The following is a 23,950-nucleotide window of genomic DNA, read 5'->3' as shown; positions in this document are numbered from 1 at the left end:
CGATCTTCTGAAGGATGGGCCACGCCATGCGCGCGCTTCAACTCGTCTCCGACCGCCAGCTCGATCTCGTCGACCTGCCCGCCCCCGAGGCGCCGGCCCCCGGCGAGGTGCAGGTCTCGATCAAGGCGCTGGCGCTCAACCACATCGACGTGTGGGGCTGGCGCGGCATGGCCTTCGCCAAGCGCAAGATGCCGCTGGTCGTCGGCGCCGAGGCGGTGGGCGAAGTGACCGCCATCGGCGAGGGCGTCACCCGCTTCAAGCCGGGCTCGAAGGTCGCCATGTACGGTGCGCTGACCTGCGGCCAGTGCCGCATGTGCAAGTCCGGCCGCGACAATCTCTGCGAGGAGGTCGCCGGCGTCATGGGCTTCCATGTCGACGGCTTCGCCCGCGACCAGCTCAACATCAAGGAGCGGCTCTGCGTGTCGATCCCGGACGGGATCGACTGGGTGGACGCCGCCACCGCCCCGGTCACCTTCTCCACCGTCGAGCACATGCTGTTCGACAACGCCAAGCTGGAGCCGGGCGAGACCATCCTCGTCCACGCCGCCGGCTCGGGCATCGGCACGGTAGCGATCCGCATGGCCAAGGAGATCGGCTGCACGGTGATCACCACCGCCGGCGACGACGAGAAGTGCGCCAAGGCACTGGCGCTCGGCGCCGATCACGTCATCAACTACAAGACCGACCGCTTCGAGCACGAGGTGCGCAAGATCACCAGGAAGAAGGGCGTCGACGTGGTGTTCGAGCATGTCGGCGCCGAGACCTGGAACGGCTCGCTGCTGTCCATGCGCCCCGGCGCCCGGCTGGTCACCTGCGGCTCGACCTCCGGCGTGTCGGTGAACATGAACCTCATGCAGCTGTTCCAGCGGCAGTACCGCATCATCGGTTCGTTCGGCGCGCCGATCCGCGCCATCGCCGACGGACTGACCCGCATGGCGCGCGGCGTGAAGCCGGTGATCGACAGCCAGTTCCCGCTGGAGGATTTCAGCAAGGGGCTGGAGCGGCTGGAGACCCGCCGGGTGTTCGGCAAGGTCGTCATCACCTTCTGATCCCACCGACGGACCGACACGGGTGAGCACCGCCCTACCCTGGCACAAGCGCCTGCGCAACTCCGTGATCTCCGGCACGGTGTGGGGAGTGGTGCGCCTGCTGCGGCTGGTGAGCGCCGAGCGGGCGGCCGAGGCTGGCGCCTTCTGGGCCAAGCTCATCGGGCCCCGCACCTCGGTGCACCAGCGGGCGCTGCGCAATCTGCGCCGCGCCTATCCCGAGAAGACCGAGGCCGAACGCGAGGCGATCGCGCTCGGCATGTGGGACAATATGGGCCGCGTCGGCGGCGAGTTCGTCCATCTCGACCACATCTGGCAGTACAATATGTGGGAGCCGGCCAAGAGCCGGATCGAGGTGTCCGGCGCGACGCAGTTCATCGCGATGCGCTATGACGGCAAGCCGGCGCTGATCTTCACCGCGCATCTCGCCAATTGGGAGCTGCCGGCCATTGCCGCCGCCGCCCAGGGCCTCGACAGCGCGGTGCTGTTCCGCCCACCGGACAATGACTTCCTCGCCGGCCTGCTGCTGAAGCAGCGCGAACAGGTGATGGGCAACCTCGTCGCCGCCTCGCATGTGGCGGTGTTCGAGCTCGCCACCGTGCTCGACCAGGGCAAGCATCTCGGCATCCTCGTCGACCAGGACCGGCGCGGCGGGCCGGTGGTGGACTTCTTCGGCCATCCCTGCACGGCGAACCCGACCATCGCCCGGCTGGCGCGACTCTATGAGTGCCCGGTGCACGGGGTGCGGGTGATCCGCCTGCCCGGCGGGCGCTTCCGCATCACCTGCACGCCGCCGCTCGACCTGCCGCGCGACACCAATGGCAAGATCGACGTCGACGCCTCGATGCAGGCGATCACCTCGGTGGTCGAAGGCTGGGTGCGCGAGCATCCCGAGCAGTGGACGTGGTTCTACCGGCGCTGGCGCGAGCCGTAGCCGGCCTACCCCTCCGCCGCGTGGCAGCAGACGCACAGCTTGTTGCCGTCGAGGTCGCGGACATAGGCGCCGTAATAATTCGCGTGATAGTGCGGGCGCAGGCCCGGCGCGCCCTCATCCGTGCCGCCGAGTTCCAGCGCCAGAGCGTGCCAGCGAGCGACCGTCGCCCGGTCCGGGGCGAGGAAGGCGGTCATCTGACCGTTGCCGGGGTCGTGCGCGCCGGAAAACGGGCCGCCGATGAGGAACAGCGGCCGGTCGGCATCGGCGGGCTTCCAGCCGGCCCAGTCGTTTTCCGGCTCGGCGAATTTGAGCGCGTGGCCGAGCAGGTCCATCAGCGGCGCGTAGAAGGCCAAGGCGCGCTCATAATCGCTCACGCCGACACGCACATGCGAGAACATCGCCGTCTCCCCCCTGCTCGCGGCCGGGATGCCGCTCCGCGCCTGGAGCCTTTCCGGCGAACTCCGGTTCACCGGAAAGGCTCTAGGGTCTTGTTCGGACGCGTTTTCTTCACGCGAACCGGATTCTACTTCGCTCGAAAACGCTCTAGATCGCTTGTAGCGGCGCCGGAGCGAGCGCGCCATGACGGCGGGTGACGATCTCCGCCATCCGCGCGCCATCCGAGCCCCGGCTGAGCACGGCGGCAACATGTAGTTCGCCCGGCTCTGCGGGCAGCAGATGGGCGCGGACCTCGACGCGGTCGCCGGGATCGAGATTGGCGTGGAAGCGGACCGTGCGCTCGCGCACCGGCAGGCCAGCCGGCGGCATCCAGCCGGCGGCGTAGAGCGCGCGCTCGGCAATGGCGACGTAAGCGGGGAAATACAGGAAGCCGGCGCCGTTGAAATCCTCCGGCGGACACGGCGTGAAGGCGAATTCCGCCGACGGCCCCTCCCCCTCATCGAGCGACGGCGGGTCCGGCTGCGGAGGCCCCCAGAGCGGCAGCTCGGCGAGGCCGGGCACCTCGACCCGGCAGACACGCCGGTTGGAGCCGCCCTCGCGGCGGATGAAGGCCGAGACCAGCGTCACCCGTCCCAACGCCTCGCCACCTATCTCCAGCGTGTGCCGGCTGATCAGCTGGGTGCGCGTCAGCCGCCACAGGCGCGAGCGGATGACCAGTGCGTCATCCTCCCCCGCGCGGTCGAGGCGGGCCGCCTCCAGCCGCAGTTGGCGGAAGGCGGCATAGACGCGGTTGCCCTCGCGATCCTCCACCGCCGAGGCCGGGCGGCCGAGACGGGCGGCGAGCATCTGCCAGTGCAGGTCGCCGAGCCGCTTGAGCAGCCAGCTTTCCGACAGGCCCTGCGGCGCCAGATGCGGCATGCCGAGCCGCACCACGGTCTCCAAGGCCGGCTCGGTGACGAGACGATGCGCGGGAAGATCGACGCTCATGGCGCTACCCCGCCTGCGCGAGCAGCTGGCGCGGCGCCGAGGCCGCGCCGACGAGATGCTCCACCACATGCTCGGCATCGGCGGCGACGCCGAGGAAGCGTCCCGAGCCCCAGGTCCACAGCCAGGGCAGGCCGAGCACATAGAGACCGGGCACATGGGTGACGCCGCGCCGCTGCACCGGATAGCCGGTGCCGTCGAAGATCGGCAGGCCGACAAAGGACCAGTCCGGCCTGAAGCCGGTGGCCCAGATGACGCTGGTGATGCCGGCCTCCTTCAGGTCGAGCTCGGCCGGCTCCTCCGCCGGCTCCCACAACGGGAAATAGACCGAGGCCGGCGGCGCCTCGATGCCCTTCTCGGCGATGTGGCGGTCGATCAGGGCGTTGATGCCGTTATAGACCTTGTCGGCGGCGTCGAGATTGGCCTTGAGGTCGGCGGCGAACCGCATGCGGCCGCCGGAGACGCCCTGCACCCGGCCATAGAGCGCCATGCCGTCGAGGGCGAAGCGGCGCAGGTCGATATCGCGCCCGCCGTCGCGACCGGTGAGGTAGTGGTTAGTGTCGTGCCGCTTCTTGCCCATGCCGTCATCGGCGACGGTGATGGCGTACTGGCCGATGTCCCACAGCCAGTCCACCACGTCGCGGCCGCGATAGAAGCGGGCGCAGCGCGGCGCGTTGCCGGTGGCGAGGTGTACCTTGCGGCCGGAAAGGTGCAGGTCCTCGGCGATCTGCGCCCCGGATTGGCCGGAGCCGACCACCATCACCCCGCCCGGTGGCAGGGTATCGGCGTTGCGGTAATCGACAGTGTGCAGCTGCACGATGTCGTCCGGCAGCCGCTCGGCGGCGCGGGGGATCGATGGCGTGCCGTAGAGGCTGGTGGCGAGGATGACCGCGTCAGCGGTGAAGGTCCCGGCCGAGGTCTCGACACGGAAACCGCTGCCGTGGCGCTCCACGGCGGAGACGGCGGTGTGCTCGAGGATCGGCGGCTTCACCTTGGCGCGGAAGCGGTCGAGATAGCCGAGGATCTGGTCCTTCACCATGAAGCCGTTGGGATCGTCGCCATCATAGGGATGGCCGGGCAGCTGGCACTGCCAGTTCGGCGTGACCAGGCAGAAGGCGTCCCAGCGCTCGTCGCGCCATTTGTGCATGGCGGTCTTCTTCTCGATCACGAGATGGTCGATGCCGGCTTCAGCGAGGTGGTAGGAGGCGGAGAGGCCGGCCTGGCCGCCGCCGACGACGATGGCGCGGTAATGCGCGGTGCTGGGGTTCATCGGGCAAATCCTTGGGGGAGCTGGAAGCGGAGGCAGGCGACTTCGGCCTGCGGCTGGTCTTTGAAGCCGGCGGCCCGGCGTTCGAGCCGGTCGAGCTGGCCGAGTGCCAGCGAGCAGGGATGACCGTATTTGGCGGCCACGCGGTCGGAGGCGATGGTGAGCGCGGTGCGGGCGCGGGCCATGAAATCGGCGAGCGGATAGACGGCTCCCTCGGCGAGATGGTCGCGGATGACCAGCGAGGGCGAGTAGCAGTCTTCGCGCGCGCCGTCGGGCCAGGCGATGGTGAAGCGCATCTCAGGCATGAGCCGTCTCCGCGAGGCGTGTGTAGAGGGGCAGGTGCGCGCGGGCGACGCGCGTCCAGTCGTGGCGGGCGGCCACCGCCAGCCCGCGCGGGGCGAAGGTGGCGCGGCTGCCCGGCCGCAAGGCGAGCGCCATGGCATCGGCGATGGCAGCCGGACGCTGCGGGTCGCACCAGATCGCCTCGTCATCGGCGAGATATTCGGTGAACGGCGCGATGCGGGAGACCACCACCGGCACGCCACAGGCCATCGCCTCCAGCACGCAGAGGCCGAAGCCCTCCTTCACCGAGGCGAAGACGAGCGCGTCGGCGATCCGGTACAGCCGCGCCATGTCGGCATCGGCGAGCGGGCCGGTGACGTGGACGCCGTGCGCGCCGTGCAGCGCCAGCATGGCGCGGAACTCGGCCTGATAGGCGCCGTGGTCGAGCAGCGAGGCGCCGCCGGCGACGACCAGCTCGGCCTTCGGATGCAAGGCGCGCAATTGCAGGAAGGCGTCGAGGATGCGCAGGGTGTTCTTGCGCGCCTCGATGCCGCCGACCGCCAGCAGGATCGGACCGGCGCCGAGGCCGAGCCGGGCGCGCAACGCGCCCTCCCCGCCATCCGGCTGCGGGCGGAAGCGGGCGCCGTCGACGCCGTTGCCGGAAAGATCGGCGGCGAGACCGTAGACCTCGGCGAGGTGGGCCTGCCACAGGCGGCTCACCGTGAGCCAGCCATCTGCGGCGCGGATGGCGCGCTCCTGCAAGGCGGCGAGGCGCGGATCGGCGAATGCATCGATGTGGTGCACGGTGCGGACGAAGCCGGGGATGCGGCCGCGCGCCTTCAGCGTCGCCAGCGCATTGCCGGAAATGCCGTCATGGGCGTGGAACAGATCGAACCCCTCCGTTCCCGCCGCCTCGAAATGGGCGACGTAGTCGGCGATGCGCTGCTCGACCATCTCGGTCATGCCGGCGGGCGCCGGGCCGACCTCGAAGGCCACCGCCTCGCAGCGCGGCGTGCGGAAGAAGCCGGTGCCCTTGGCATCGGGGGCGTGCAGCACCGGCCGGTGGCCGAGATCGGCCAGCGCCTCGCAAAGCTGCATCGCGTGCACGACGCCGCCGCGCGGATTGGTCGAGTGGGAGAGCACGGCGATGCGCAGGGAGGCCGCCATCACGCCATCTCCTCCTGCTTCGCGCCGAGCCCCATCAGCCGCTCGGCGGCGTAGTCGCGGACAAGCGCGCGGTGCCGGCCGCTCGCCACGCTCACCGCATGGCCGGCCGAGACGGTGCCGATGGCGGCGGCCGAGATATCCCGCGCGGCGAATAGAGAGAGGATCGCCGGCACATCCGCCGGCGCCGCCGTGATGAGGAAGCCGAAGCTCGGGAAGCTGCGCAGCCAGCGCGCCAGCGCGACGCCTTCCGGCACCGGGATGGCATCGAGGTCTATGGCGATGCCGACCTCCGAGCATTCCGCCAGCATCACTGCCGTGCCGACGAGGCCGGCCTGGCTGATGTCCTTGGCGGCGCGGGACAGGCCGCGCTCGGCGATCTCCGGCAGCAGCGCGAGATCGGCGCGCAGCCGCTCGGGCGGGGCGGCCAGCGCCGCCTGCCAATTATCGAACGGCGCGCGATAGGCGCCGCGCTGGTCGATGGCGGCGATCAGCTGTTCGCCGGGGCGGGCGTCGAAGCTGGTCAGCAGCCGCGTGCCGGCACGGCCGAGCACCGCCACCGCCAGCTGCTCCTGCGCGGTGTGCAGATTGGAATGGCCGCCGACGATCGGCACGCCATAGGCCCGCGAGGCCGCGCGCATGCCGTCGAGCACCGCGGCTGCGCTGTCAGTATCCTTCGCCCACACCGCGTCGACCACGGCGAGCGGGCGCCCGCCCATGGCGGCGATGTCGGACAGGTTGACCATCACCCCGCACCAGCCGGCGAACCAGGGATCGGCGGCGACGAAGCCGTTGATGAAGCCCTCTATGGCGAAGAGCAGGTGCCCGTCGCCGTCCGGAATCGCCGCGCAGTCGTCGCCGACCGGCACGTGTGCCCCGGAAAGCCCGAGACGGGCGGCGACGTCGCCGATCTCGGCCTTGGCGGCAAGGCCGGCATTGGCGCGGAGTTCGTCGACGAGGGTGGCGAAGGCGCTCGCATCCATCTCACGCCGCCTTTCGTGGCAGGGCGGTGAAGCCCCATTCCGGCGAGAAACAGGGCGGGTAATGCGCGAGGTCGGCCTGCATGCGGAAATGCTTGCGGCCATGCAGCTCGACCTCCTCGACGATGCGCCAGTGCAGACGGCGGAACAGCACCGCGTTCTGCTCCTGCACATGGGCGAGGAAGGTGGTGCACCCCATGGCGTGGGCGGAGGAGACGGCGAGCCTGATCAGCGTCGCGCCCAAGGCACCGATGCGGCGGTAATCGACATCCACCGCCAGGCGCGAACCCCACCACAGGCCGGGCGCTTCCTCATGGATGCGCACCGTGCCGACCACCCGGTCGGCCGCCACGCCGAGCATGGCCAGCGCGACGATGGGAATGGCGTAGTCGTCCACCGCGTCGCGATCGTCGCCCTTGAACAGGGCCTGCTCCTCGCAGAACACCGCCCGGCGCAGCGCATAAGCCCCCTCGCGCTCCCAGCGCGAGGGGGCGAACTTCACCTGATAGGCGCTGGCGAGGAAGGGCTGCGGGAACGGAACGCCGCCGTCGATGATCATGGCGCCAGCCTCCGCTCATAGGTGGCGAGCGCCGAACAGGCGCCGCAGCGGCCACAGCCGGCCTTGATGTCGGTGGACTTCAGGCCGCCCTCGACCAGCATCTTCGACAACGGCGCCAGGATGGAGCCCATGAACGCCGAGGAGGGCGTCGGGTGGCTCTCCAAAGGCGTGCCGGAGATCGGCACGAAGGGCACCACGAACGGATAGACGCCGAGCGCTATCAGCTTCTCGCTGATGGCGAGGATGGCTTCCGGCGTGTCGCCGAGGCCAGCGAGGATATAGGTGGAGACCTGCCCGCGGCCGAACACCGGCACCGAGGCGGCGAAGGCCTCCATGTATGTCTCGACCGACACCTGCGCCTTGCCGGGCATGATGCGCTGGCGCACCCCCTCGGTGACGGCTTCCAGATGCATGCCGAGCGCGTCGGCGCCGGCGTCCTTCAGCCGCTGGAACCAGCCGAAATCCTCCGGCGGCTCGCTCTGCACCTGCACCGGCAGGTCGACCGCCGCCTTAACCGCCCGCACGCTCTCGGCGAGGATGGCGCAGCCGCGATCATCGCCTTTCGGCGTGCCGGTGGTCATCACCATGTGCTTGACGCCGTCGAGCTCGACCGCCGCCTTGGCGACCTCGGCGAGTTGCGCCGGCGTCTTGTGGGCGATGGTGCGCCCGGCCGCCAGCGACTGGCCGATGGAGCAGAACTGGCAGGTCTTGGTGCGGCTCTGATAGCGGATGCAGGTCTGCAGCACCGTGGTGGCCAGCACGTCGCGCCCATGCAGCACGGCGATCTTGTTGTAGGGGATGCCGTCCGCCGTGGTGAGGTCGTAGAAGCGCGGCCGCGCCGGGAAGCTCACCTCGCCGACCTTACGGCCGTCGCGGATGATCTGGCTGCGGCCCGCGGCGTCCGGCTTCTCGACGACATAGGGACTGTCAAAGGCCGGCGCGGTGTGCACGGGCACCATCACCGTCATGCCGTCCAGCGTCAGCGCCTTGTGGTCGGAGGGACCGGCGCCGCCGCGCCGGCTCTCGGCGCCGACCCTGGGGTCAGACAGCCGCGCGCCGAAGGATTGCAGCTCGCTGATCAACAGCTCGGTCGGCAGATCCTGCGTCGGATTCGTCGCGTTCTCCATCGAAGTGGCTCCCGGCTTCGGTTGGATGGCTGAGGGGGGTCTCGACATGCAGCGACTGGGCGGGGCGAGTATCGAGCACCAGATGCATGAGCTCCGGCCGGGCGTAGTGGCCGACCGAATCCATCATCCGCTTGCGCTTGGTGATCAGGCCGAGGTCGAGATCGGCGACCAGCAGCCCCTCGCCCGAGGTGAGCGGCGGCACCACATGCCGCCCCTCCGGCCCGACGATGGCGGTCATGCAGCCGCCGCGCAGGGCGTTCTGCAGGCCCGGCTCCGGCGTCACCGAGGCGATCTGCTCCTCGGTGAGCCAGCCGGTGGAATTGACCACGAAGCAGCCCGATTCCAGCGCGTGGTGGCGGATCGTCACCTCGATCTGCTCGGCGAAGATCGGCCCAACCAGCGAGCCGGGGAACTGCGCGACGTGGATCTCTTCGTGCTGCGCCATCAGCGCGTAGCGGGCGAGCGGGTTGTAGTGCTCCCAGCAGGCCAGCGCGCCGACCCGGCCGACGGCGGTGTCGACCACTTTTAAGCCCGCGCCGTCGCCCTGCCCCCAGATCATCCGCTCGTGGAAGGTCGGGGTGAGCTTGCGGCGCTTGAGCTTCAGCGAGCCGTCGGCGTCGAAGACCAGCTGGGTGTTGTAGAGCGAGCCGTGATCGCGCTCGTTGATGCCGAGCACGATCACCATGGCGTGGCGCCGGGCAATGGCGGCCATCGCCTCGGTCTCGGGGCCGGGCACGGTGACCGCCTGCTCATAGAGCCGCAAATGCTCGCGGCCCGACAGCACCGGCGGCAGCACGAAGGAAAAATACGGGTACCAGGGGACGAAGGTCTCCGGGAACACCACGAGCTTCACCCCCCTGCCCGCCGCTTCAGTGACGGCGTTCAGCACCTTGTCCATGGTGCCCGCGCGCGAGGTGAGATCGGGGGCGATCTGCACCGCGGCGGCGCGAACGGTCTGGTTCTCTGTCATCGTCGCTCCTCGCGAGAGAGGGTCGGCGGGCGAGACCGCCCGCGCCCGTGGCGTCGCCCCGCTCACAAGGTCCAGGTGTCGAGGATGAAGGCGTTGTCGCGCTTGTGGATCAGCACCAGGTCGAGCACGTCGAGCGGGCTGATCGGGATGATCCCCTCGATCAGCGAGGGCTCGCCATGGCCGTACAGCGCCTGAAGGGCGAAGCGGCAGGCATAGACCTTGCCGCCCTCGGAGATGAACTTCTTGATCTGGTTGTTGAAGTTCTGGTGGCCGGGGAACGCCTCGTCGCCGATCTTCGGGAAGCCGCGCTGCACGCCGAGGGTGACGCCCGGACCATAGAGCAGCACCGAGGTCTCGTAGCCCTTGCGCTGCAGCCGGGTGGCCTGGAGCAGGTTGACGAAGCCGATCGAGCCCTCGAAGGCGACGGTGTGGAAGGTGACGAGCGCCTTTTCGCCGGGGGCGGCTTTGACGTCCTCGAACAGCTTCTCCTCATAGTCCACGAAGAAGTCGCCGGTCTTGTGGGGCGGATGGGTCACGGCGGGCATGGGTCACTCCTTGTTGCGGGTTTGCCCGGAGGGGCATGCAACAAGAGAGCAACGACCGTGCCAACAATGTAGCAATCAAAAATACGATCAAATATGGTAATTTGGTACTATTGATGCATTCAATGTAGCTAGACATCCCGTCAATCAGCGACCATTCTCTGTGATGCCAAGCGCGCCACCTGCCGAACTTTCCCGCATTTCGAATTGCAACAATGTGCGGTCAATCGCAGGGAAGGAGCGCTTGATCCGGTGACAGGCGCCGGTCGGCCGGCTAAGGAGGGCCGCGCATCTTTTCCGGGGATGCGGGGCGACGGGCTTCGGAGAATGGGCGAGCGGGAGCCGCTTTCTTCTCCCTCTCACCGTCGGAGAAGGCTGGGATGAGGGGTCTTCTTCACATCCCAATCGCGTCTCCCCTCGCCGGCCCGCTTCGCCGGAACGCAACCTGGCAACAGCCGAGTTCGGGCGGGGAGAGGATGGGAAGGCAGGCGCATCGAGACGCCGGCATCCCCGGGCCGAGGGCGAGCGGCGGGCGTTGCGCGGAAGTGCCTGAGAACAGCGGCCGGCCGCCGAGGAGAAGCAGGATGAAGGACTGGGTGCCGCAGATCGAGGGCCGCGAGGGGCCGCGCTATCTCGCCATCGCCGAGGCGATCGCCGCCGACATCGCCGCCGGCCTGCTGGTGCCCGGCGACCAGCTGCCGCCGCAGCGCCGGCTGGCCGCGCGGCTCGGCGTCGACTTCACCACCGTGGCGCGCGGCTATGTCGAGGCCGGCAAGCGCGGGTTGATCGATTCCACCGTCGGGCGCGGCAGCTTCGTGCGCAAGCCCGCCTCGCTGCCCAGGGCCCCTGCCCCGCAGCGGTTGCGCGCCGCCGACTTCACCATGAACATGCCGCCGGAGCCGGACGATCCCGAACTGATCGCCCGCATGCAGGACGGCTATGCCGCGGTGGCGCGCGATCTCATGCCGCTGCTGCGCTACCAGGGCTTCGGCGGCTCGCCGCTCGACAAGGACGCCGCCTCGGCCTGGCTCGGCCGGCGGGCGCTGGTGCCGGCACAGGAGCGTATCTTCATCACTCCGGGCGCGCATCCGGCGCTGGTCGGCATCTTCTCGCTGCTGGCCAAAGCCGGCGACACGGTGCTCGCCGAGGCGATCACCTATCCCGGGATCCGGGCGATCACCGCGCAGCTGGAGCTCAACCTCGCCGGCGTCGAGATGGACGCGGACGGCATCGTACCGGAGGCGCTGGAGGCGGCGATCCTGCGCCACCGGCCCAAGGCGCTCTACCTCAACCCGACGCTGCAGAACCCGATGACCATCACCACGCCGGAGCGGCGGCGCACGGCGATCTGCGCCATCGCCCGCCGTCACGGGCTGCCGATCGTCGAGGACGACGCCTATGGCTTCATCGCCGCCTATGGCCCGCCGCCGCTGGCGGCCATCGCCCCCGACATCTGCTGGCACATCGCCGGGCTGGCCAAATGCATCGGCGCCGGGCTGCGCCTCGCCTATGTGGTGGTGCCGGACACCCGCTCGGGCTGGTCGTTCAACGCCGCCATGCGGGCGGTGTCGGTGATGGCCTCGCCGCTGATGGCGGCGGTGGCGACGCGCTGGATCGACGACGGCACCGCCGACACCATATTGCGCTTCATCCGCTCGGAGACGGCGGCGCGGCAGAAGATCGCCGCCCGCTTCTTCGAGCCGGGCACCTATCTGTCGGACCCGCTCAGCTTCAACATCTGGCTGCCGCTGCGCAATGGCTGGAGCTGCCCGGCCTTCGCCGCCCATGTGCGCAGCACCGGCATCGGCGTGGTGGCGAGCGACGCCTTCACCGTCGGCGGGCCGCCGCCGGAGGCGGTGCGCGTCGGCCTCGGCGGGCCGGTGAGCCGGGCGCAGCTGGAGCGCGGGCTGGAATTCATGGCGCACACGCTGGAAGTCTCGCCGGAAATGGCGGCGAGCTACTTCTGAGGCCCGCGCAAACAAAAAGGCCGGGCGCGTGCCCGGCCTTTCCGTATCGTGCTTTGCCTGTCCTGGGACGAGAGCCCGGCTCAGCGGCCGCGCTTGAAGTCGTTCCAGGTCTTGGTGACCACGCGCTGCACCTTCTGCGGATAGGTGGTGACGGTGAACAGCTTCTCCTGCGTCTCCTTGGTCGGGTAGATCGCCGGATTGTCGAGGATCGCCTTGTCGATGAACTGCTGCGCGCCGAGATTGCCGCTGGCATAGGAGATGTAGTCGGAGTTCTTCGCCGCCACTTCCGGCTTCATCATGAAGTTGATGAAGGCCAGCGCCTCTTCAGGGTGCGGGGCATCCTTCGGGATGGCGAAGTTGTCGAACCACATCAGCGCACCTTCCTTCGGGATGATGTACTCGATGTTCACCGGCTTCTTGCCGGTCTTCTTCGCCGCTTCCTCGGCGCGGGTCTTGGCCTGGAAGACGTCGCCGGACCAGCCGGTGGCGATGCAGATGTCACCGCCGGCCAGCGCGTTGATGTAGCCCGACGAATCGAACTTCTTGATGTATTTGCGGATCGGCGCCAGCAACTTGCCGGCCGCCTCGATGTCCGCCGGGTCCTTGGAGTTCGGATCCTTGCCGAGATAGCGCAGCGCGGTGGGGATGATCTCCTCCGGGCCGTCCAGCATGTAGACGCCGCAATCCTTCAGCTTGGCGAGGATCTCCGGCTTGAAGACGATGTCCCAGCTGTCGAGCGGGATGTCGCCGAGGCGCTGCTTCACCTTGTCGACATTGATGCCGATGCCGGTGGTGCCCCACATGTAGTTCACGGCGTACTGGTTGCCGGGGTCGTAGACCGCGAGGCGATCAGAGATGACCGGCCACTGGTCCTTGATGTTCGGCAGCTTGGCCTTGTCGAGCGGCAGGAAGATGCCGGCCTGTATCTGGCGCTGCAGGAAGGAACCGGTGGGCACCACGACGTCGTAGCCGGTCTTGCCACCGAGCAGCTTGGTCTCCAGCACCTCGTTCGAGTCGAACACGTCGTAACGGACCTTGATGCCCGTTTCCTTGGTGAACTCCTCCAGGACCGACTCGTCGATGTAGTCGGACCAGTTGTAGACGTTGACGACCTTTTCCTGCGCGCTGGCGGGGGTGATCGCCAGCGCGGCCAGGAAACCTGCCGCGAGTGTCGCGAGTAGGCGGGCCATTTTAGTGTTCTCCTTCGGGAAGGTAGACGTTGAACGAGGCACTTCGGAACGGCGGACCTCAAACGGTCCGTCGACGATCAGGCCAAGGCTAGTAGCTCGCCCCGGCCTGCTCAAGTCGTGATCGTGCCCAGAGTGCGGGCAATGGGGATCAAATTGTTCTCCATTTCCGCCGGCACCCCTGAGTCTGTCGTATTTCCCCAGTCTTGCGCATTTCCCTCGCGATCGCGTGACCCCGCCGGACCGTGGATGGAGCGGGATCGCGCGACGCTCACAGATAGGTCTCGTATTCGAGCGGGTTGATGCTGCGCTGGAAGGCGGAGAGCTCCGCCTGCTTCATGATCGCGAACACCCGCTGGTACTCGGCCCCATAGGCGCGGCCGACGAAGTCCGACGCGGCGAAGCGGCGGATAGCCTCGCCCATCTCCGGGCTGAGCAGCGGCGTCTCCACGCTGTAGGCGTCGCCGACCAGCGGCGCCGGCGGCTCCAGCCGGCGCTCGATGCCCTCCAGCATGCCGCCGAGAATGCCGGCGAGCACGAGATGGGGATGCGCGTCGGCGCCGGCGATGCGGTGCTCGAGGCGCCGCGCCTTGGGTGGGCCGTTCGGCACCCGCACCGCCACCGAGCGGTTGTCGTAGCCCCATGAGATGCCGGTCGGCGCGTAGCTGCCCGGCACCAGCCGGCGATAGCCGTTGAAGCCCGGCACGTAGAACAGCGCGGTGTCCGCCATGGTGGCGAGCAGGCCGGCGGCGGCATGACGCAGCAGCGCCTCGCCCTCCTCGCCCTTGCCGAAGGCGTTGGAACCGGAACGGTCCATCAGGCTGACATGCACATGCATGCCCGAGCCGGCGAAGTCGAGCAGCGGCTTGGCCATGAAGCTGGCCTTCAGCCCGTGCTTGCGGGCGACGCCGTCGATCAGGCGACGCAGCAGGATGGCGTGGTCGGCCGCCGCCATCGGGTCGGTGCTGTGATAGAGGTTCACCTCGTATTGGCCGGGCGCCGCCTCGGAGATCACCGTGTCGGCCGGCAGGCCCTGGATGCGCGCGGCCTCGCGGACCTCGTGCAGCAGCGCCGCATAGGCGTCGAGATCCGACATGGCGTACATGTTCTGCCGCGCCAGCCCCTTGGCCGGGAACACCGGCTCCGGCGCGCCGTCGGCGCCGGGCTGCTGCTTCATCAGGTAGAATTCGAGCTCGAAGGCGACGCAGGGCGACAGGCCCAGCGCCGCGAGCCGCTCGACCTGACGGGCCAGCTTGTGGCGCGGATCGAGTTCCCACGGGCGCTCGCCGCCGCGGCCGTCCGGCAGGTGGATGGGCTCATGCATGGTGATCATCACCTGCGCCGCCGGGCGCGGCGACCACGGCACCGGCTTCAGCGTGCCCGGCACCGGCCGGCAGATGCCGTCGCGGTCGCCGGTCTCCATGTGCAGGCCGGTCTCCATGACCTCGCGCCCCCACACGTCCAACCCGAAGATGGAAAGCGGGATGGCGACACCGTCCGTCCAGATCTTGCCCCCGGCCCCGCCGGGGATCCATTTGCCGCGCAGCACCCCGTGGGTGTCGGGCAGGAGCACTTCGACGATATCGGGCACACCCTCGCGGGCGACATAAGCGCCGAATTCATCGGCGGCGTCAGTAATCGTCGGGTTGGTTGCAAGATCGGCGACCGCGACCGGCGCGGCTTCGGTTGACGGCATGATAACTTCCGATTGAGGCCCTGTCTGATTTTGGTCATGCGGCGGGCGGTTTGGTCAAGGCATCCCCGAGGGAGCCGAGACGTCGTCGCGCGCCGCGATGACGCCTTTGTGGCATGCCGAACCGCTTGACGCACGCGAAATGTGATCACATTGTGCGGTAACCCTGGAGCACGCCGATCATGACCCTGCCGAAGACCACCGCCGAGCTGCGCGCCCTCGATGCCGCGCACCACCTGCATCCGTTCAGCGACACCAAGGCGCTCAATGCCGAGGGCTCGCGCGTCATCGTCAAGGCGGACGGCGTGTGGCTGACCGATTCCGACGGCAACCGCTATCTCGACGGCATGTCCGGCCTGTGGTGCGTGAATGTCGGCTATGGCCGCGAGGAGATCGCCGACGCGGTATCCAAGCAGCTGCGCGAGCTGCCCTACTACAACACCTTCTTCAAGACCACCCACACCCCGGCCATCGAGCTCGCCGCCAAGCTGGCCGAGCTCACCCCGCCGCAGTTCAACCGGGTGTTCTTCACCGGCTCCGGCTCGGAATCCAACGACACGGTGATCCGCCTCGTCCGCCGCTACTGGGACATCAAGGAGAAGCCGGAGAAGAAGGTCATCATCTCCCGGCGCAACGCCTATCACGGCTCGACCGTCGGCGCGGCGAATCTCGGCGGCATGGCGCCGATGCACGCGCAAAACGTGGCCATCCCCGGCGTCGTCCACATCGCCCAGCCCTATTTCTGGGGCGAGGCGCGCCAGGGCGAGACCCCGGACGAGTTCGGCCTGCGCACCGCGCAGGCGCTGGAAGCCACCATCGACGCGCTGGGCGAGGACCGCATCGCCGCCTTCATCGCCGAGCCGATCCAGGGCGCCGGCGGCGTCATCGTACCGCCCGCCACCTACTGGCCGGAGATCGCCCGCATCTGCCGCGAGCGCGACATCCTGTTCGTCTCCGACGAGGTGATCTGCGGCTTCGGACGCACCGGCTCGTGGTTCGGCTGCGAGACCTTCGGCACCAAGCCGGACCTGCTGGTGATGGCCAAGGGCATCACCTCCGGCTACATGCCGCTCGGCGGCGTGATGGTGGCCGACCGGGTGGTCGACGTGCTGCTGGAGGGCGGCGACTTCAACCACGGCTACACCTATTCCGGCCATCCCGCCGCCTGCGCCGCCGCGCTCGCCAACCTCGCCATCATGCAGCGCGAGAAGCTGGTGGAGCGGGTCGCCGACGATATCGGCCCCTATCTCAAGGCGCGTTGGTCCAAGCTCGCCGAGCACCCCCTCGTCGGCGAGGCGCCGATGCTCGGCATGGTCGGCGCGCTGGAGCTGACCCCGGACAAGCCGGGCCGCACCGCCTTCCAGGACGTCGGCAAGGTCGGCACGCTGGCGCGCGACTTCTCGTTCAAGAACGGCCTCGTCATGCGCGCCGTGCGCGACCGGCTGATCATCGCCCCGCCGCTCACCCTCTCGCATGGCGAGGCCGACGAGCTGGTGGCGCGGGCGAAGAAGACGCTCGACGACACCTATGCCGAGCTGAAGCGCTGGGGCTGGGTGGGCTGATCGACCCGTCCGTGCTTCAATGCCGTCCGACCTGAGGGAGGGTCTGCCGATGAACGCGCCTTTCATGGCTTCCGAGCAGGGCGGCGTCGACCCGGCACGGGTCACTGCGCTGCGCGCCGAGGCCGAGGCGCTCTATCTCGGCACCCGCCCGAAGACGCGGGCGGCCGCCGGCGCGGCGGCACACCTTTTCGAAGGCGTGCCGATGCACTGGATGAGCGACTGGTCGACGCCGGTGCCGCTGGTGGTGGCGGAAGCGACCGGCGCCCGCCTCGTCGACATCGACGGCAACGCCTATGACGATTTCTGCCTCGGCGACACCGCGGCGCTGTTCGGCCACGGGCCGGCGCCGGTGCGCCGGGCGCTGATCGCGCAGGCGAGCCGCGGCCTCGCCACCATGCTGCCGAGCCCGGACGCGGCGGCGGTCGGCGATCTGCTCGCTGCCCGCTTCGGCCTCGCCAAATGGCAGATCGCCACCACGGCGAGCGATGCCAACCGCTTCGCCATCCGCGCCGCCCGCGCCGCGACGGCCCGCCCGCGCATCCTCGTCTTCGACGGCGCCTATCACGGCGCGGTCGACGAGACCTTCGTCGAGCTCGACCGCCAGGGCCGGGCCGCCAACAAGGCCGGCCTGGTCGGCGAGCCGCGCGATCTCAGCGAGCTGACGCGGGTGGCGCCGTTCAACGATCTCGACGCGGTGGAAGCCGCGCTGGCCGATGGCAGCGTCGCCTGCGTCATCACCGAGCCGGTGATGACCAATTGCGCCATGGTGCTGCCGCAGCCGGGCTTCCACGCCGGGCTGCGCGAACTCACGCGCCGCTACGGCACGCTGCTGCTGATCGACGAGACCCACACCCTCTCCACCGGCCCGGGCGGCTATACAAGCGCCTTCGGGCTGGAGCCGGACCTGTTCGTGGTCGGCAAGGCGATCGCCGGCGGTGTGCCGGCGGCGGTGTGGGGGATGAGCGAAGAGGTGGTCGACCGGCTGAACCGGGCGCGCGCCGCATTGCCGCCCGGCCATTCCGGCATCGGCACCACGCTGTCGGGCAGCCCGCTCCAGCTCGCCGCGCTGCGTGCCACGCTGGAGGAGGTCGCGACCGAGGCCGCCTACGCCCACATGAACGCCACCGCCGACGCCATGCAGGCGACGCTCGACGCGGTGATCGCCAAGGCCGGCCTGCCCTGGCACGTGGCGCGCTGCGGGGCGCGGGTGGAAGTGGTGCGCTCGGCCCGTCCGCTGCGCAACGGCGCCGAGGCCAAGGCGGCGCATTTCGGCGCGCTGGAAGCGACCATCCACCTCGCCATGCTGGTGCGCGGCACGCTGATCTCGCCCTTCCACGACATGATGCTGGCCAGCCCGTCGACGACGGCGGAACAGGTCGAGCGCATGGGCCGGGCGATGGACGAGGTGCTGGCGCGGTTGGCGGGATAGTCCAAGCGGCGGCCCGACGGATCGGCGGGACCGAACGAGGCACCGGCCGGGCACGCGGGTGACATTCGCGTGGAAACGGTCGCGCTGTTGACGTTAAATCAACGCGCTAGCACATATTCCTAAAGCAAAACGAGAGAAGCGCGAGGGCCGCGCCGGGCCGGGCTCAGCCCTGCTCGGTGGGGAAGCCGGCTTCCTTCCAGGCAAGGATGCCGCCGGCCATGTGGCGGTAGAGGTCGTGGCCGGACGCCTGTGCGGCGGCGGCCGCCTTCTGCGAGCGCTGGCCGGAGCGGCAGGAGAAGACGAGGAGCTTGTCGCCGGGATCGGGCAGCGCCGCCGCGTCGAAGGTCGAGAGCGGGAACTCAACCGCGCCGGGAATGCGCTCGGCGGCGAGCTCATTAGGCTCGCGCACGTCGACGAGGAGGATGCTGCCGTCCTCGAGCCCGGCCTTCACCTGATCGACCGACAGATGTTCGATCACGCCACCGAACGGGTTGGGCTGCATTGCGCGCACTCCTGAAAACCGATGGATCCGGGAACCGGCCGGACCCGCCTTGGACCTAATACCGCGGGAGCGGCGGCGCAAGGGGTGCCGGCAAGGAGTGGCGGCGCGAGCCTCGTCGGCAGGCGCCGTCCGCACCGGCACCGGAAAGCGGGATCAGCGCCCGCGCGGACGCGCGGCGACCACGCCGGCCACCAGCAGGCCACCGCCCAGCAGCACCAGCGCCGGCGGGAATTCGCGGAACAGCAGCGCCGCCAGCGCGGTGCCGACCAGGATCTGCAGCAGCATCACCATGGAGATCACCCCGGCCGGCAGACGGCCGAGCGCGAAGGTGGTGAGCCCCTGCCCGCCGGCATGCACGATGGCGCCGAGGCCGGCGACCGCCAGCAGCCCATCCATCCCCGCCGGCATGATGCGCTCGCCGGCGGCGATCGCCCAGGCGAGGCACATCACCATGCCGACTGCGCTGGACAAAAGCGCCGTCATGCCGCCGCCGAGCGCTGGCCGGCCGGGGTTCTCGAGCCGCAGGATGCGCACGAACAGCATGTAGAAGGCATAGGCGAGCGCACCGCCGACGCAGAGCAGGTCGCCAATGAAGCTTCCCGGCCGGCCACCGCCGCCGAGACTGGAGCCGACGATCAGCGCGGCGCCCGCCATGGCGAAGCCGAGCGCGATCAAGAGGCCGCGCGTCGGCCGCTCGCCGAGGCACATCCAGCCGAGCCCGAAGACGAAGATGACGTAGAGATTGCCGATCAGCACGCCGTTGGCGGTGCTGGTGCGCGCCAGCCCGGCATGGAACAGGATGAGGTCGGCGCCGAAAGCGACGCCGGCCGCCGCCACCAGCAGCATCTGCCGGCCGGTGAGGCGCGGCGCGGTCTGGGCGCGGATGCGGGCATGGAGCTTCGCCTCCCGCCGCTCGGCCAGCGCCCACAGCGCGGTCGGCCCCAGCGAGAAGAACATCCGCCAGAAGCCGATCGCCGCCGGCCCGACATCGGACAGCCGGACCAGGATCGGCGAGAAGCCGATGATCGCCGCCGCCAGCAGCACCGCGCCGAACGCCTGCCGTCGCAGTCGCGCCTCATTGGCCTCGACGAGGACCGGAGACAGCAGCGCAGCATCGTCCACACCTGTCGGCGACAGGGCGGCGGAAATGGGAGGAGGCGGGGACATGGTCCGAACTCGGAGATTTCAGGTGAACACCGACCGTCCGTGCCGCCCCAGCGAGCAATTTGCTCGGCATATGGGCATCCGACGATCTGATTTTGCACTAACACGATGCCTCAGGATCGTGAAAACGAATTTAATTTGTGAATGGATGAGCAAATTTGATACTATTGGCGGATCGGCAAGCCGGACCTCAACACCGGACCTCACCATGCGACACCTCGACACCGAATCGCTCGGCATGCTCATCGCCGTCGTCGACAATGGCGGCTTCACCGCGGCGGCCGAGCGCGTCGGACGCACGCAGTCGGCGGTGTCGGCGCGCATCGCGCAGCTGGAGGAGAATCTCGGCGTGCGGCTGCTGGAGCGCTCGCGCCGCGGCATTTCGCTGACCGAGACCGGCGAGCGGCTGGTGGCGCATGCGCGCCGCATGCTGGCCTTCGAGAGCGAAGCGCTCGCCGACATGAAGGGCGGCACGCCGGAAGGCAGCGTGCGGCTCGGCATGCCCGACGATTATGTCGACGCCTATTTCACCCCGGTCATCTCCCGCTTCGCCGCCGCCTATCCGCGCGTGGAGATCTCCATCCGCTGCGACCTGTCCAAGACGCTGGAGCCGGAGGTGGAGCGCGGGCAGATCGACGTGGCGCTGTTCACCCGCGACCTCAACCGGCCGACCGGCGAACTGTTGAAGCGCGAGAAGCTGCTGTGGCTCGCCGCGCGCGGCCATCGCCCGGAGCGGCAGGACCCGCTGCCGCTCGCCCTGTTCCCGACCGGCTGCCGCGCCCGGCCGCATATCGCCGCCGCGCTCGACGATGCCGGGCTGCGCTGGCGGGTCGCCTGCACCTCGTCGTCGCAGGGCGGGATCTATTCGGCGGTGGAAACCGGGCTGTGCATCACCGCCATGGCGGAATGCGCCGCGCCATCGGAATGGCGCCGGCTCGGCGCCGCCGACGGACTGCCGCCGCTGCCCGACCTCGAGATCGGGCTGCTGCTGTCGCCCAGCGCCTCGACGGCGGCGCGCCGGCTCGCCGACACGCTGCGGGGCGCGCTCGCCGCCCCGAGCGCCGTGGTCGCGGCCTGATCGGCGCTGGAACTCAGCGCGCGACCTTGAAGCCGGCGAAGCTCTGGGCGACCGGGAACACCTGCAGGCTATTGATGTTCACGTGGCGCGGCACGGTGCAGCAGAAGAAGATCTGCTCGGCGATGTCCTCGCCGGTGAGCGCCTCGACGCCGTCATAGACGGCTTCCGACTTGCCGGCATCGCCGTGGAAGCGGACCAGCGAGAACTCGGTCTCCACCATGCCCGGCTCGATATTGGTGACGCGCACCGGCGTGCCGAGCAGGTCGGCCTGCAGGTTCAGCGCGAACTGCTTCACGAAGGCCTTGGTGCCGCCATAGGCGTTGCCGCCGGGATAGGCGTAGTCGCCGGCCACCGAGCCGGTGAACACCACATGGCCGGCGCCGCGCTCCACCATGCCCGGCAGCACCGCGCGGACGGTGTAGAGCAGGCCCTTGATGTTGGTGTCGACCATGTCCTCCCAGTCCTTCAGGCTGGCCTTGTGGGCCGGCTCGAGGCCGAGGGCGAGACCGGCATTGGCGAAGACGACGTTGATGCCCGCGAAGGCCGCCGGCAGGCCGGCAATGGCGGCGATGAACGCCTCGTTGTCGCGCACGTCGACTTCCAGCGGCAGGAGATTGGCGCCGAGCTCGTCGCGCAGCGCGATGAGGCGGTCGGCGCGCCGGCCGGTAGCGATCACCTTGGCGCCGGCCAGCACGAAACGCCGGGCGGTGGCGGCGCCGATGCCGGAGGTGGCACCGGTGATCAGGACGACGAGGGTCGAGGGATCGAGCATCTGGTAACCGGACATGGGTGCCTCCTCTTGCTGCACCGCACATACCGCGATGCCGGCGCCGCGTCCACCTTGGGAGGCGCTTGCCGGCCAAGGGTTTCGCTACGTTAAGACTCCGTTGTCCATGCCGTCGTGGAAGCGTCGGCGACAGCGGGTTGCCGCAGCGGGGCCACGCTGGTGCCACGATCCTCGGCGACAAGAAATCAAATGGATGCGAGAACACGCCCCTCAAAAAAGGGTAATGTGTTCGGGTACATGGCCGGCGCGAGCGTGCGAGGAGTTAGACGTCGATGAAGATCACCGCCCTCGCTGCCGTCTCCGCCACCGCTCTGCTGCTCGCCGGATGCAGCACCGCGCTGGACGGCTTCGGCGAGCACAAGACGGCGGCCGTCGACGCCAATGCCATCACTCCCGCCCCCACCGGTTCGGTGGAAAGCGCGCCTGTCCCCTCGCCCGCTCCGACCGGCGCCAACGCCACCACCGCCGGCGACGCGGTGACCCCGCGCAAGACCGCCGACGCCGCGGCGACCTCGGTGCCGCTCACCCAGCCCGGCGCCACCGCTCCCGGCGGCGTCGCCTATGCCGAGCCGGGCGCGACGCGCACTCAGCTCGCCGGCAACTGGAGCTATAGCTGGGACAACGGCGCCAAAAGCTGCAAGCTCAACCTCTCCACCGAACGCGGCATGTCCGGCTTCGCCGCCAATGCCGATGTCGGCTGCCCCAACGACATCTTCATGACCAAGGGCTGGGATGTGTGGGGCAACGAGATCGTGCTGCAGAATCACCTCGGCAAGGTCACGGCCCGCCTGCAGCCGGCCGGCGACGGCCATTATGACGGCGTGGCGACCGGCGATGGCGCGAAGATCTCCCTCAGCCGCAGCTGACGGCGGCGCCGCCCAGCCCTTCGGGCGAATATGAAACTAATACGACAGTATTCGAAATAATTCTGCTTTCGGTCGCGCCAGTCTTCGGGCATTACCGACGTGTTCGTGTTGACACGTCTTATGCTCACGAAGTTGGGAACCAGCATTTGGTTCGTGCGTTAGCGGCGGCGTTGGCTCATGATGTGCATGAGCAAAGCTGATTGATTCGCGATTCCGATCGGAGGCGGTGGTCATGCTCGGAAACGAGGCAACGGTGCCGGCAGCTATGGCGCGCGACGGTGGTGACATCGGCGACGCGAGGATGGTGGAGCGCGTGGCGGCGACAGCCTTTCCGCGCCGGCCGCCCGAACCTGCCTCCGTCGCCGCGCTGATGCGCAGCCATCTCGACCAGGTGCGGCCGCGCAGCGACGCCGAGGCGTTGCGGACCCTGCGCCAGGCGTTTCCCGCCGCCCCGCTGGCCGCCCGCGTCGCCGCCATGGCCGATCATCGCGCCGGCTGACACCCCGACGGCCCGCCCTCGCCTCGCCTGCCCCATTGTGTGCCGGGGCCAACAATCCAGACGATCAGTTCAGATGGTCCGGCCGGGTTTCCGCCGTGTCGGCGACATGCGCCGCCGGGAACTCGGCAGCGCCGGCCTTGAGGCGCGCCTCGTGCTCACGGGATAGCCGCGCATAGCGCAGCGCCGAGAAGGGCAGCGCCGCCAGATAGCCCACCGACAGCACCGACAGCACCGTCCACGGCCAGGTGACCAGCACCGCCACGAACAGCACCACGCAGACGAACAGCGGCAGCACCGCGTCGCGCGGGATGCGGCTGCCGAGCTTCTTGCCGGAATAGGCCGGCAGCTTCGACACCATTAGCAGGGCGATGGCCAGCGTATAGAAGGCCGCCACCGCCGGCGAGGCAATGAGGCGCGGCAGGCCGATCAGTTCGACATAAACCGGCAGCAGCACGCAGATCGCCCCGAGCGGCGCCGGCACGCCGGTGAAGAAATCGGCGGCGAAGGCCGGACGGTTGGGGTCTTCCAGCATCACGTTGAAGCGCGCGAGGCGCAGCGCGGCGCAGATGGCGAAGGCGAGCGAGGCGATCCAGCCGATCGAGCCCAGCGTCTCCAGCCCCCACATATACAGCACCAGCCCCGGCGCCACGCCGAAGCAGACGAAGTCCGAGAGGCTGTCCAGCTCGGCACCGAAGCGCGAGGTACCCTTCAGCATGCGGGCAAGCCGGCCGTCCATGCCGTCGAGCACGGCGGCCAGCACGATGGCGCCGAGCGCCAGCTCCATGCGGCCCTCGATGGCCATGCGGATGCCGGTGAGGCCGGCGCAGAGCGCCAGCAGCGTCACCAGATTCGGAATGAGCAGCCGGGCGGGCACCGCCTGGAAACGGCGGCGGCGTGGCTCCGGCGCCTCGGGATCGGGCTCGAAGGGCACGAAGATGTTCGACATTGCTCGGTCTCGCTCACAT

24 protein-coding genes are annotated in these 23,950 nt (G+C 69.3%); 8 read left to right on the top strand and 16 right to left on the bottom strand.

The window, feature by feature from the left end:
* Window positions 1-26 precede the first annotated feature (26 nt).
* Together LGR54_RS05300 and LGR54_RS05295 are read left to right on the top strand one after the other, a co-directional pair.
* Window positions 27-1,049, top strand: coding sequence for a zinc-binding dehydrogenase (locus LGR54_RS05300; protein WP_230360934.1), 1,023 nt, complete (start codon window positions 27-29; stop codon window positions 1,047-1,049).
* A 22-nt stretch (window positions 1,050-1,071) separates the two neighbouring features.
* Complete coding sequence (locus tag LGR54_RS05295; RefSeq protein WP_230360933.1) at window positions 1,072-1,980, top strand: lipid A biosynthesis lauroyl acyltransferase; 909 nt, start codon at window positions 1,072-1,074, stop codon at window positions 1,978-1,980.
* A 5-nt stretch (window positions 1,981-1,985) separates the two neighbouring features.
* Here LGR54_RS05295 and LGR54_RS05290 read toward each other — a convergent pair whose 3' ends face one another.
* The 10 genes from LGR54_RS05290 to LGR54_RS05245 form a co-directional block, all read right to left on the bottom strand.
* Window positions 1,986-2,378 (bottom strand): VOC family protein, encoded by a 393-nt coding sequence (locus LGR54_RS05290; protein ID WP_230360932.1) that lies wholly within the window; start codon window positions 2,376-2,378, stop codon window positions 1,986-1,988.
* A gap of 145 nt (window positions 2,379-2,523) precedes the next feature.
* Window positions 2,524-3,363: a Pnap_2097 family protein gene (locus tag LGR54_RS05285; protein ID WP_230360931.1), complete on the bottom strand. Its 840-nt coding sequence runs from the start codon at window positions 3,361-3,363 to the stop codon at window positions 2,524-2,526.
* A 4-nt stretch (window positions 3,364-3,367) separates the two neighbouring features.
* The gene (locus LGR54_RS05280) at window positions 3,368-4,630 is read right to left on the bottom strand and encodes an MSMEG_0569 family flavin-dependent oxidoreductase (RefSeq protein WP_230360930.1); all 1,263 of its coding nucleotides are present in this window, start codon (window positions 4,628-4,630) and stop codon (window positions 3,368-3,370) included.
* Window positions 4,627-4,932, bottom strand: a complete 306-nt coding sequence (locus LGR54_RS05275; RefSeq protein ID WP_230360929.1) for an MSMEG_0570 family nitrogen starvation response protein — start codon at window positions 4,930-4,932, stop codon at window positions 4,627-4,629. The genes LGR54_RS05280 and LGR54_RS05275 overlap by 4 nt, the downstream gene beginning before the upstream one ends.
* Window positions 4,925-6,076, bottom strand: coding sequence for an MSMEG_0565 family glycosyltransferase (locus LGR54_RS05270; protein ID WP_230360928.1), 1,152 nt, complete (start codon window positions 6,074-6,076; stop codon window positions 4,925-4,927). The genes LGR54_RS05275 and LGR54_RS05270 overlap by 8 nt, the downstream gene beginning before the upstream one ends.
* Window positions 6,076-7,056 (bottom strand): sll0787 family AIR synthase-like protein, encoded by a 981-nt coding sequence (locus LGR54_RS05265; protein ID WP_230360927.1) that lies wholly within the window; start codon window positions 7,054-7,056, stop codon window positions 6,076-6,078. The genes LGR54_RS05270 and LGR54_RS05265 overlap by 1 nt, the downstream gene beginning before the upstream one ends.
* A 1-nt stretch (window position 7,057) precedes the next feature.
* Window positions 7,058-7,612, bottom strand: coding sequence for an MSMEG_0567/Sll0786 family nitrogen starvation N-acetyltransferase (locus tag LGR54_RS05260; protein ID WP_230360926.1), 555 nt, complete (start codon window positions 7,610-7,612; stop codon window positions 7,058-7,060).
* Complete coding sequence (locus LGR54_RS05255; protein ID WP_230360925.1) at window positions 7,609-8,739, bottom strand: MSMEG_0568 family radical SAM protein; 1,131 nt, start codon at window positions 8,737-8,739, stop codon at window positions 7,609-7,611. Before LGR54_RS05255 ends, LGR54_RS05260 begins: the two co-directional genes overlap by 4 nt.
* Window positions 8,654-9,709 carry a Nit6803 family nitrilase gene (locus tag LGR54_RS05250; protein ID WP_230360924.1) on the bottom strand — a complete coding sequence of 352 codons (1,056 nt, stop codon included), beginning with the start codon at window positions 9,707-9,709 and terminating at the stop codon, window positions 8,654-8,656. The genes LGR54_RS05255 and LGR54_RS05250 overlap by 86 nt, the downstream gene beginning before the upstream one ends.
* A 62-nt stretch (window positions 9,710-9,771) precedes the next feature.
* On the bottom strand, window positions 9,772-10,254 hold the full coding sequence (locus LGR54_RS05245; RefSeq protein WP_230360923.1) for an MSMEG_0572/Sll0783 family nitrogen starvation response protein: 483 nt from the start codon (window positions 10,252-10,254) through the stop codon (window positions 9,772-9,774).
* A gap of 581 nt (window positions 10,255-10,835) precedes the next feature.
* Here LGR54_RS05245 and LGR54_RS05240 point away from each other — a divergent pair.
* Complete coding sequence (locus LGR54_RS05240) at window positions 10,836-12,218, top strand: PLP-dependent aminotransferase family protein (protein ID WP_230360922.1); 1,383 nt, start codon at window positions 10,836-10,838, stop codon at window positions 12,216-12,218.
* Between the two features lie 80 nt (window positions 12,219-12,298).
* On the opposite strand, the gene LGR54_RS05235 is transcribed toward LGR54_RS05240, so the two are convergent.
* Window positions 12,299-13,408, bottom strand: coding sequence for a polyamine ABC transporter substrate-binding protein (locus LGR54_RS05235; protein WP_214009332.1), 1,110 nt, complete (start codon window positions 13,406-13,408; stop codon window positions 12,299-12,301).
* Window positions 13,409-13,676: 268 nt separating this feature from the next.
* Entirely contained in the window at window positions 13,677-15,101 is a 1,425-nt protein-coding gene (locus LGR54_RS05230; RefSeq protein WP_230360921.1) for a glutamine synthetase family protein, read from the bottom strand.
* Window positions 15,102-15,280: 179 nt separating this feature from the next.
* On the opposite strand from LGR54_RS05230, the gene LGR54_RS05225 reads away from it, so the two are divergent.
* Window positions 15,281-16,660, top strand: coding sequence for an aspartate aminotransferase family protein (locus LGR54_RS05225; protein WP_230360920.1), 1,380 nt, complete (start codon window positions 15,281-15,283; stop codon window positions 16,658-16,660).
* Window positions 16,661-16,709: 49 nt separating this feature from the next.
* On the top strand, window positions 16,710-18,089 hold the full coding sequence (locus LGR54_RS05220) for a transaminase (protein WP_230360919.1): 1,380 nt from the start codon (window positions 16,710-16,712) through the stop codon (window positions 18,087-18,089).
* A gap of 163 nt (window positions 18,090-18,252) precedes the next feature.
* Here LGR54_RS05220 and LGR54_RS05215 read toward each other — a convergent pair whose 3' ends face one another.
* Both LGR54_RS05215 and LGR54_RS05210 read right to left on the bottom strand, forming a co-directional pair.
* Entirely contained in the window at window positions 18,253-18,591 is a 339-nt protein-coding gene (locus LGR54_RS05215; RefSeq protein WP_230360918.1) for a rhodanese-like domain-containing protein, read from the bottom strand.
* Between the two features lie 153 nt (window positions 18,592-18,744).
* Window positions 18,745-19,758 carry a DMT family transporter gene (locus LGR54_RS05210; RefSeq protein WP_230360917.1) on the bottom strand — a complete coding sequence of 338 codons (1,014 nt, stop codon included), beginning with the start codon at window positions 19,756-19,758 and terminating at the stop codon, window positions 18,745-18,747.
* A 205-nt stretch (window positions 19,759-19,963) separates the two neighbouring features.
* On the opposite strand from LGR54_RS05210, the gene LGR54_RS05205 reads away from it, so the two are divergent.
* Window positions 19,964-20,833, top strand: a complete 870-nt coding sequence (locus LGR54_RS05205) for a LysR family transcriptional regulator (RefSeq protein ID WP_230360916.1) — start codon at window positions 19,964-19,966, stop codon at window positions 20,831-20,833.
* Window positions 20,834-20,846: 13 nt separating this feature from the next.
* Here the strand turns inward: LGR54_RS05205 and LGR54_RS05200 are convergent, their stop codons facing one another.
* Window positions 20,847-21,620, bottom strand: a complete 774-nt coding sequence (locus LGR54_RS05200; protein ID WP_230360915.1) for an SDR family NAD(P)-dependent oxidoreductase — start codon at window positions 21,618-21,620, stop codon at window positions 20,847-20,849.
* 272 nt (window positions 21,621-21,892) lie between these two features.
* Here LGR54_RS05200 and LGR54_RS05195 point away from each other — a divergent pair, with 272 nt between their 5' ends.
* A complete protein-coding gene (locus LGR54_RS05195; protein ID WP_230360914.1) occupies window positions 21,893-22,486 on the top strand; it encodes a protease inhibitor Inh/omp19 family protein in 594 nt (197 codons plus the stop codon).
* A 232-nt stretch (window positions 22,487-22,718) separates the two neighbouring features.
* Window positions 22,719-22,985 carry a hypothetical protein gene (locus LGR54_RS05190; protein WP_230360913.1) on the top strand — a complete coding sequence of 89 codons (267 nt, stop codon included), beginning with the start codon at window positions 22,719-22,721 and terminating at the stop codon, window positions 22,983-22,985.
* A 64-nt stretch (window positions 22,986-23,049) separates the two neighbouring features.
* Here LGR54_RS05190 and pssA read toward each other — a convergent pair whose 3' ends face one another.
* Entirely contained in the window at window positions 23,050-23,931 is an 882-nt protein-coding gene (gene pssA / locus LGR54_RS05185) for a CDP-diacylglycerol--serine O-phosphatidyltransferase (protein ID WP_230360912.1), read from the bottom strand.
* Window positions 23,932-23,950: the final 19 nt, after the last annotated feature.

The organism is Ancylobacter sp. Lp-2, assembly GCF_020523795.1.
Classification (GTDB): domain Bacteria; phylum Pseudomonadota; class Alphaproteobacteria; order Rhizobiales; family Xanthobacteraceae; genus Ancylobacter.
This window is presented reverse-complemented; position numbering and strand designations above follow the sequence as displayed.

What these genes read in the sequence shown, in the direction of transcription:
- LGR54_RS05190 (WP_230360913.1), top strand. Translation starts at nt 22,719, where the DNA reads ATGCTCGGAAACGAGGCAACGGTGCCGGCAGCTATGGCGCGCGACGGT.
- LGR54_RS05220 (WP_230360919.1), top strand. Translation starts at nt 16,710, where the DNA reads ATGAACGCGCCTTTCATGGCTTCCGAGCAGGGCGGCGTCGACCCGGCA.
- LGR54_RS05195 (WP_230360914.1), top strand. Translation starts at nt 21,893, where the DNA reads ATGAAGATCACCGCCCTCGCTGCCGTCTCCGCCACCGCTCTGCTGCTC.
- LGR54_RS05225 (WP_230360920.1), top strand. Translation starts at nt 15,281, where the DNA reads ATGACCCTGCCGAAGACCACCGCCGAGCTGCGCGCCCTCGATGCCGCG.
- LGR54_RS05235 (WP_214009332.1), bottom strand. Translation starts at nt 13,408, where the DNA reads ATGGCCCGCCTACTCGCGACACTCGCGGCAGGTTTCCTGGCCGCGCTG.
- LGR54_RS05245 (WP_230360923.1), bottom strand. Translation starts at nt 10,254, where the DNA reads ATGCCCGCCGTGACCCATCCGCCCCACAAGACCGGCGACTTCTTCGTG.
- LGR54_RS05265 (WP_230360927.1), bottom strand. Translation starts at nt 7,056, where the DNA reads ATGGATGCGAGCGCCTTCGCCACCCTCGTCGACGAACTCCGCGCCAAT.
- LGR54_RS05260 (WP_230360926.1), bottom strand. Translation starts at nt 7,612, where the DNA reads ATGATCATCGACGGCGGCGTTCCGTTCCCGCAGCCCTTCCTCGCCAGC.
- LGR54_RS05200 (WP_230360915.1), bottom strand. Translation starts at nt 21,620, where the DNA reads ATGTCCGGTTACCAGATGCTCGATCCCTCGACCCTCGTCGTCCTGATC.
- LGR54_RS05230 (WP_230360921.1), bottom strand. Translation starts at nt 15,101, where the DNA reads ATGCCGTCAACCGAAGCCGCGCCGGTCGCGGTCGCCGATCTTGCAACC.
- LGR54_RS05205 (WP_230360916.1), top strand. Translation starts at nt 19,964, where the DNA reads ATGCGACACCTCGACACCGAATCGCTCGGCATGCTCATCGCCGTCGTC.
- LGR54_RS05215 (WP_230360918.1), bottom strand. Translation starts at nt 18,591, where the DNA reads ATGCAGCCCAACCCGTTCGGTGGCGTGATCGAACATCTGTCGGTCGAT.
- LGR54_RS05290 (WP_230360932.1), bottom strand. Translation starts at nt 2,378, where the DNA reads ATGTTCTCGCATGTGCGTGTCGGCGTGAGCGATTATGAGCGCGCCTTG.
- LGR54_RS05240 (WP_230360922.1), top strand. Translation starts at nt 10,836, where the DNA reads ATGAAGGACTGGGTGCCGCAGATCGAGGGCCGCGAGGGGCCGCGCTAT.
- LGR54_RS05255 (WP_230360925.1), bottom strand. Translation starts at nt 8,739, where the DNA reads ATGGAGAACGCGACGAATCCGACGCAGGATCTGCCGACCGAGCTGTTG.
- LGR54_RS05275 (WP_230360929.1), bottom strand. Translation starts at nt 4,932, where the DNA reads ATGCCTGAGATGCGCTTCACCATCGCCTGGCCCGACGGCGCGCGCGAA.
- LGR54_RS05270 (WP_230360928.1), bottom strand. Translation starts at nt 6,076, where the DNA reads ATGGCGGCCTCCCTGCGCATCGCCGTGCTCTCCCACTCGACCAATCCG.
- LGR54_RS05210 (WP_230360917.1), bottom strand. Translation starts at nt 19,758, where the DNA reads ATGTCCCCGCCTCCTCCCATTTCCGCCGCCCTGTCGCCGACAGGTGTG.
- LGR54_RS05250 (WP_230360924.1), bottom strand. Translation starts at nt 9,709, where the DNA reads ATGACAGAGAACCAGACCGTTCGCGCCGCCGCGGTGCAGATCGCCCCC.
- LGR54_RS05285 (WP_230360931.1), bottom strand. Translation starts at nt 3,363, where the DNA reads ATGAGCGTCGATCTTCCCGCGCATCGTCTCGTCACCGAGCCGGCCTTG.
- pssA (WP_230360912.1), bottom strand. Translation starts at nt 23,931, where the DNA reads ATGTCGAACATCTTCGTGCCCTTCGAGCCCGATCCCGAGGCGCCGGAG.
- LGR54_RS05280 (WP_230360930.1), bottom strand. Translation starts at nt 4,630, where the DNA reads ATGAACCCCAGCACCGCGCATTACCGCGCCATCGTCGTCGGCGGCGGC.
- LGR54_RS05300 (WP_230360934.1), top strand. Translation starts at nt 27, where the DNA reads ATGCGCGCGCTTCAACTCGTCTCCGACCGCCAGCTCGATCTCGTCGAC.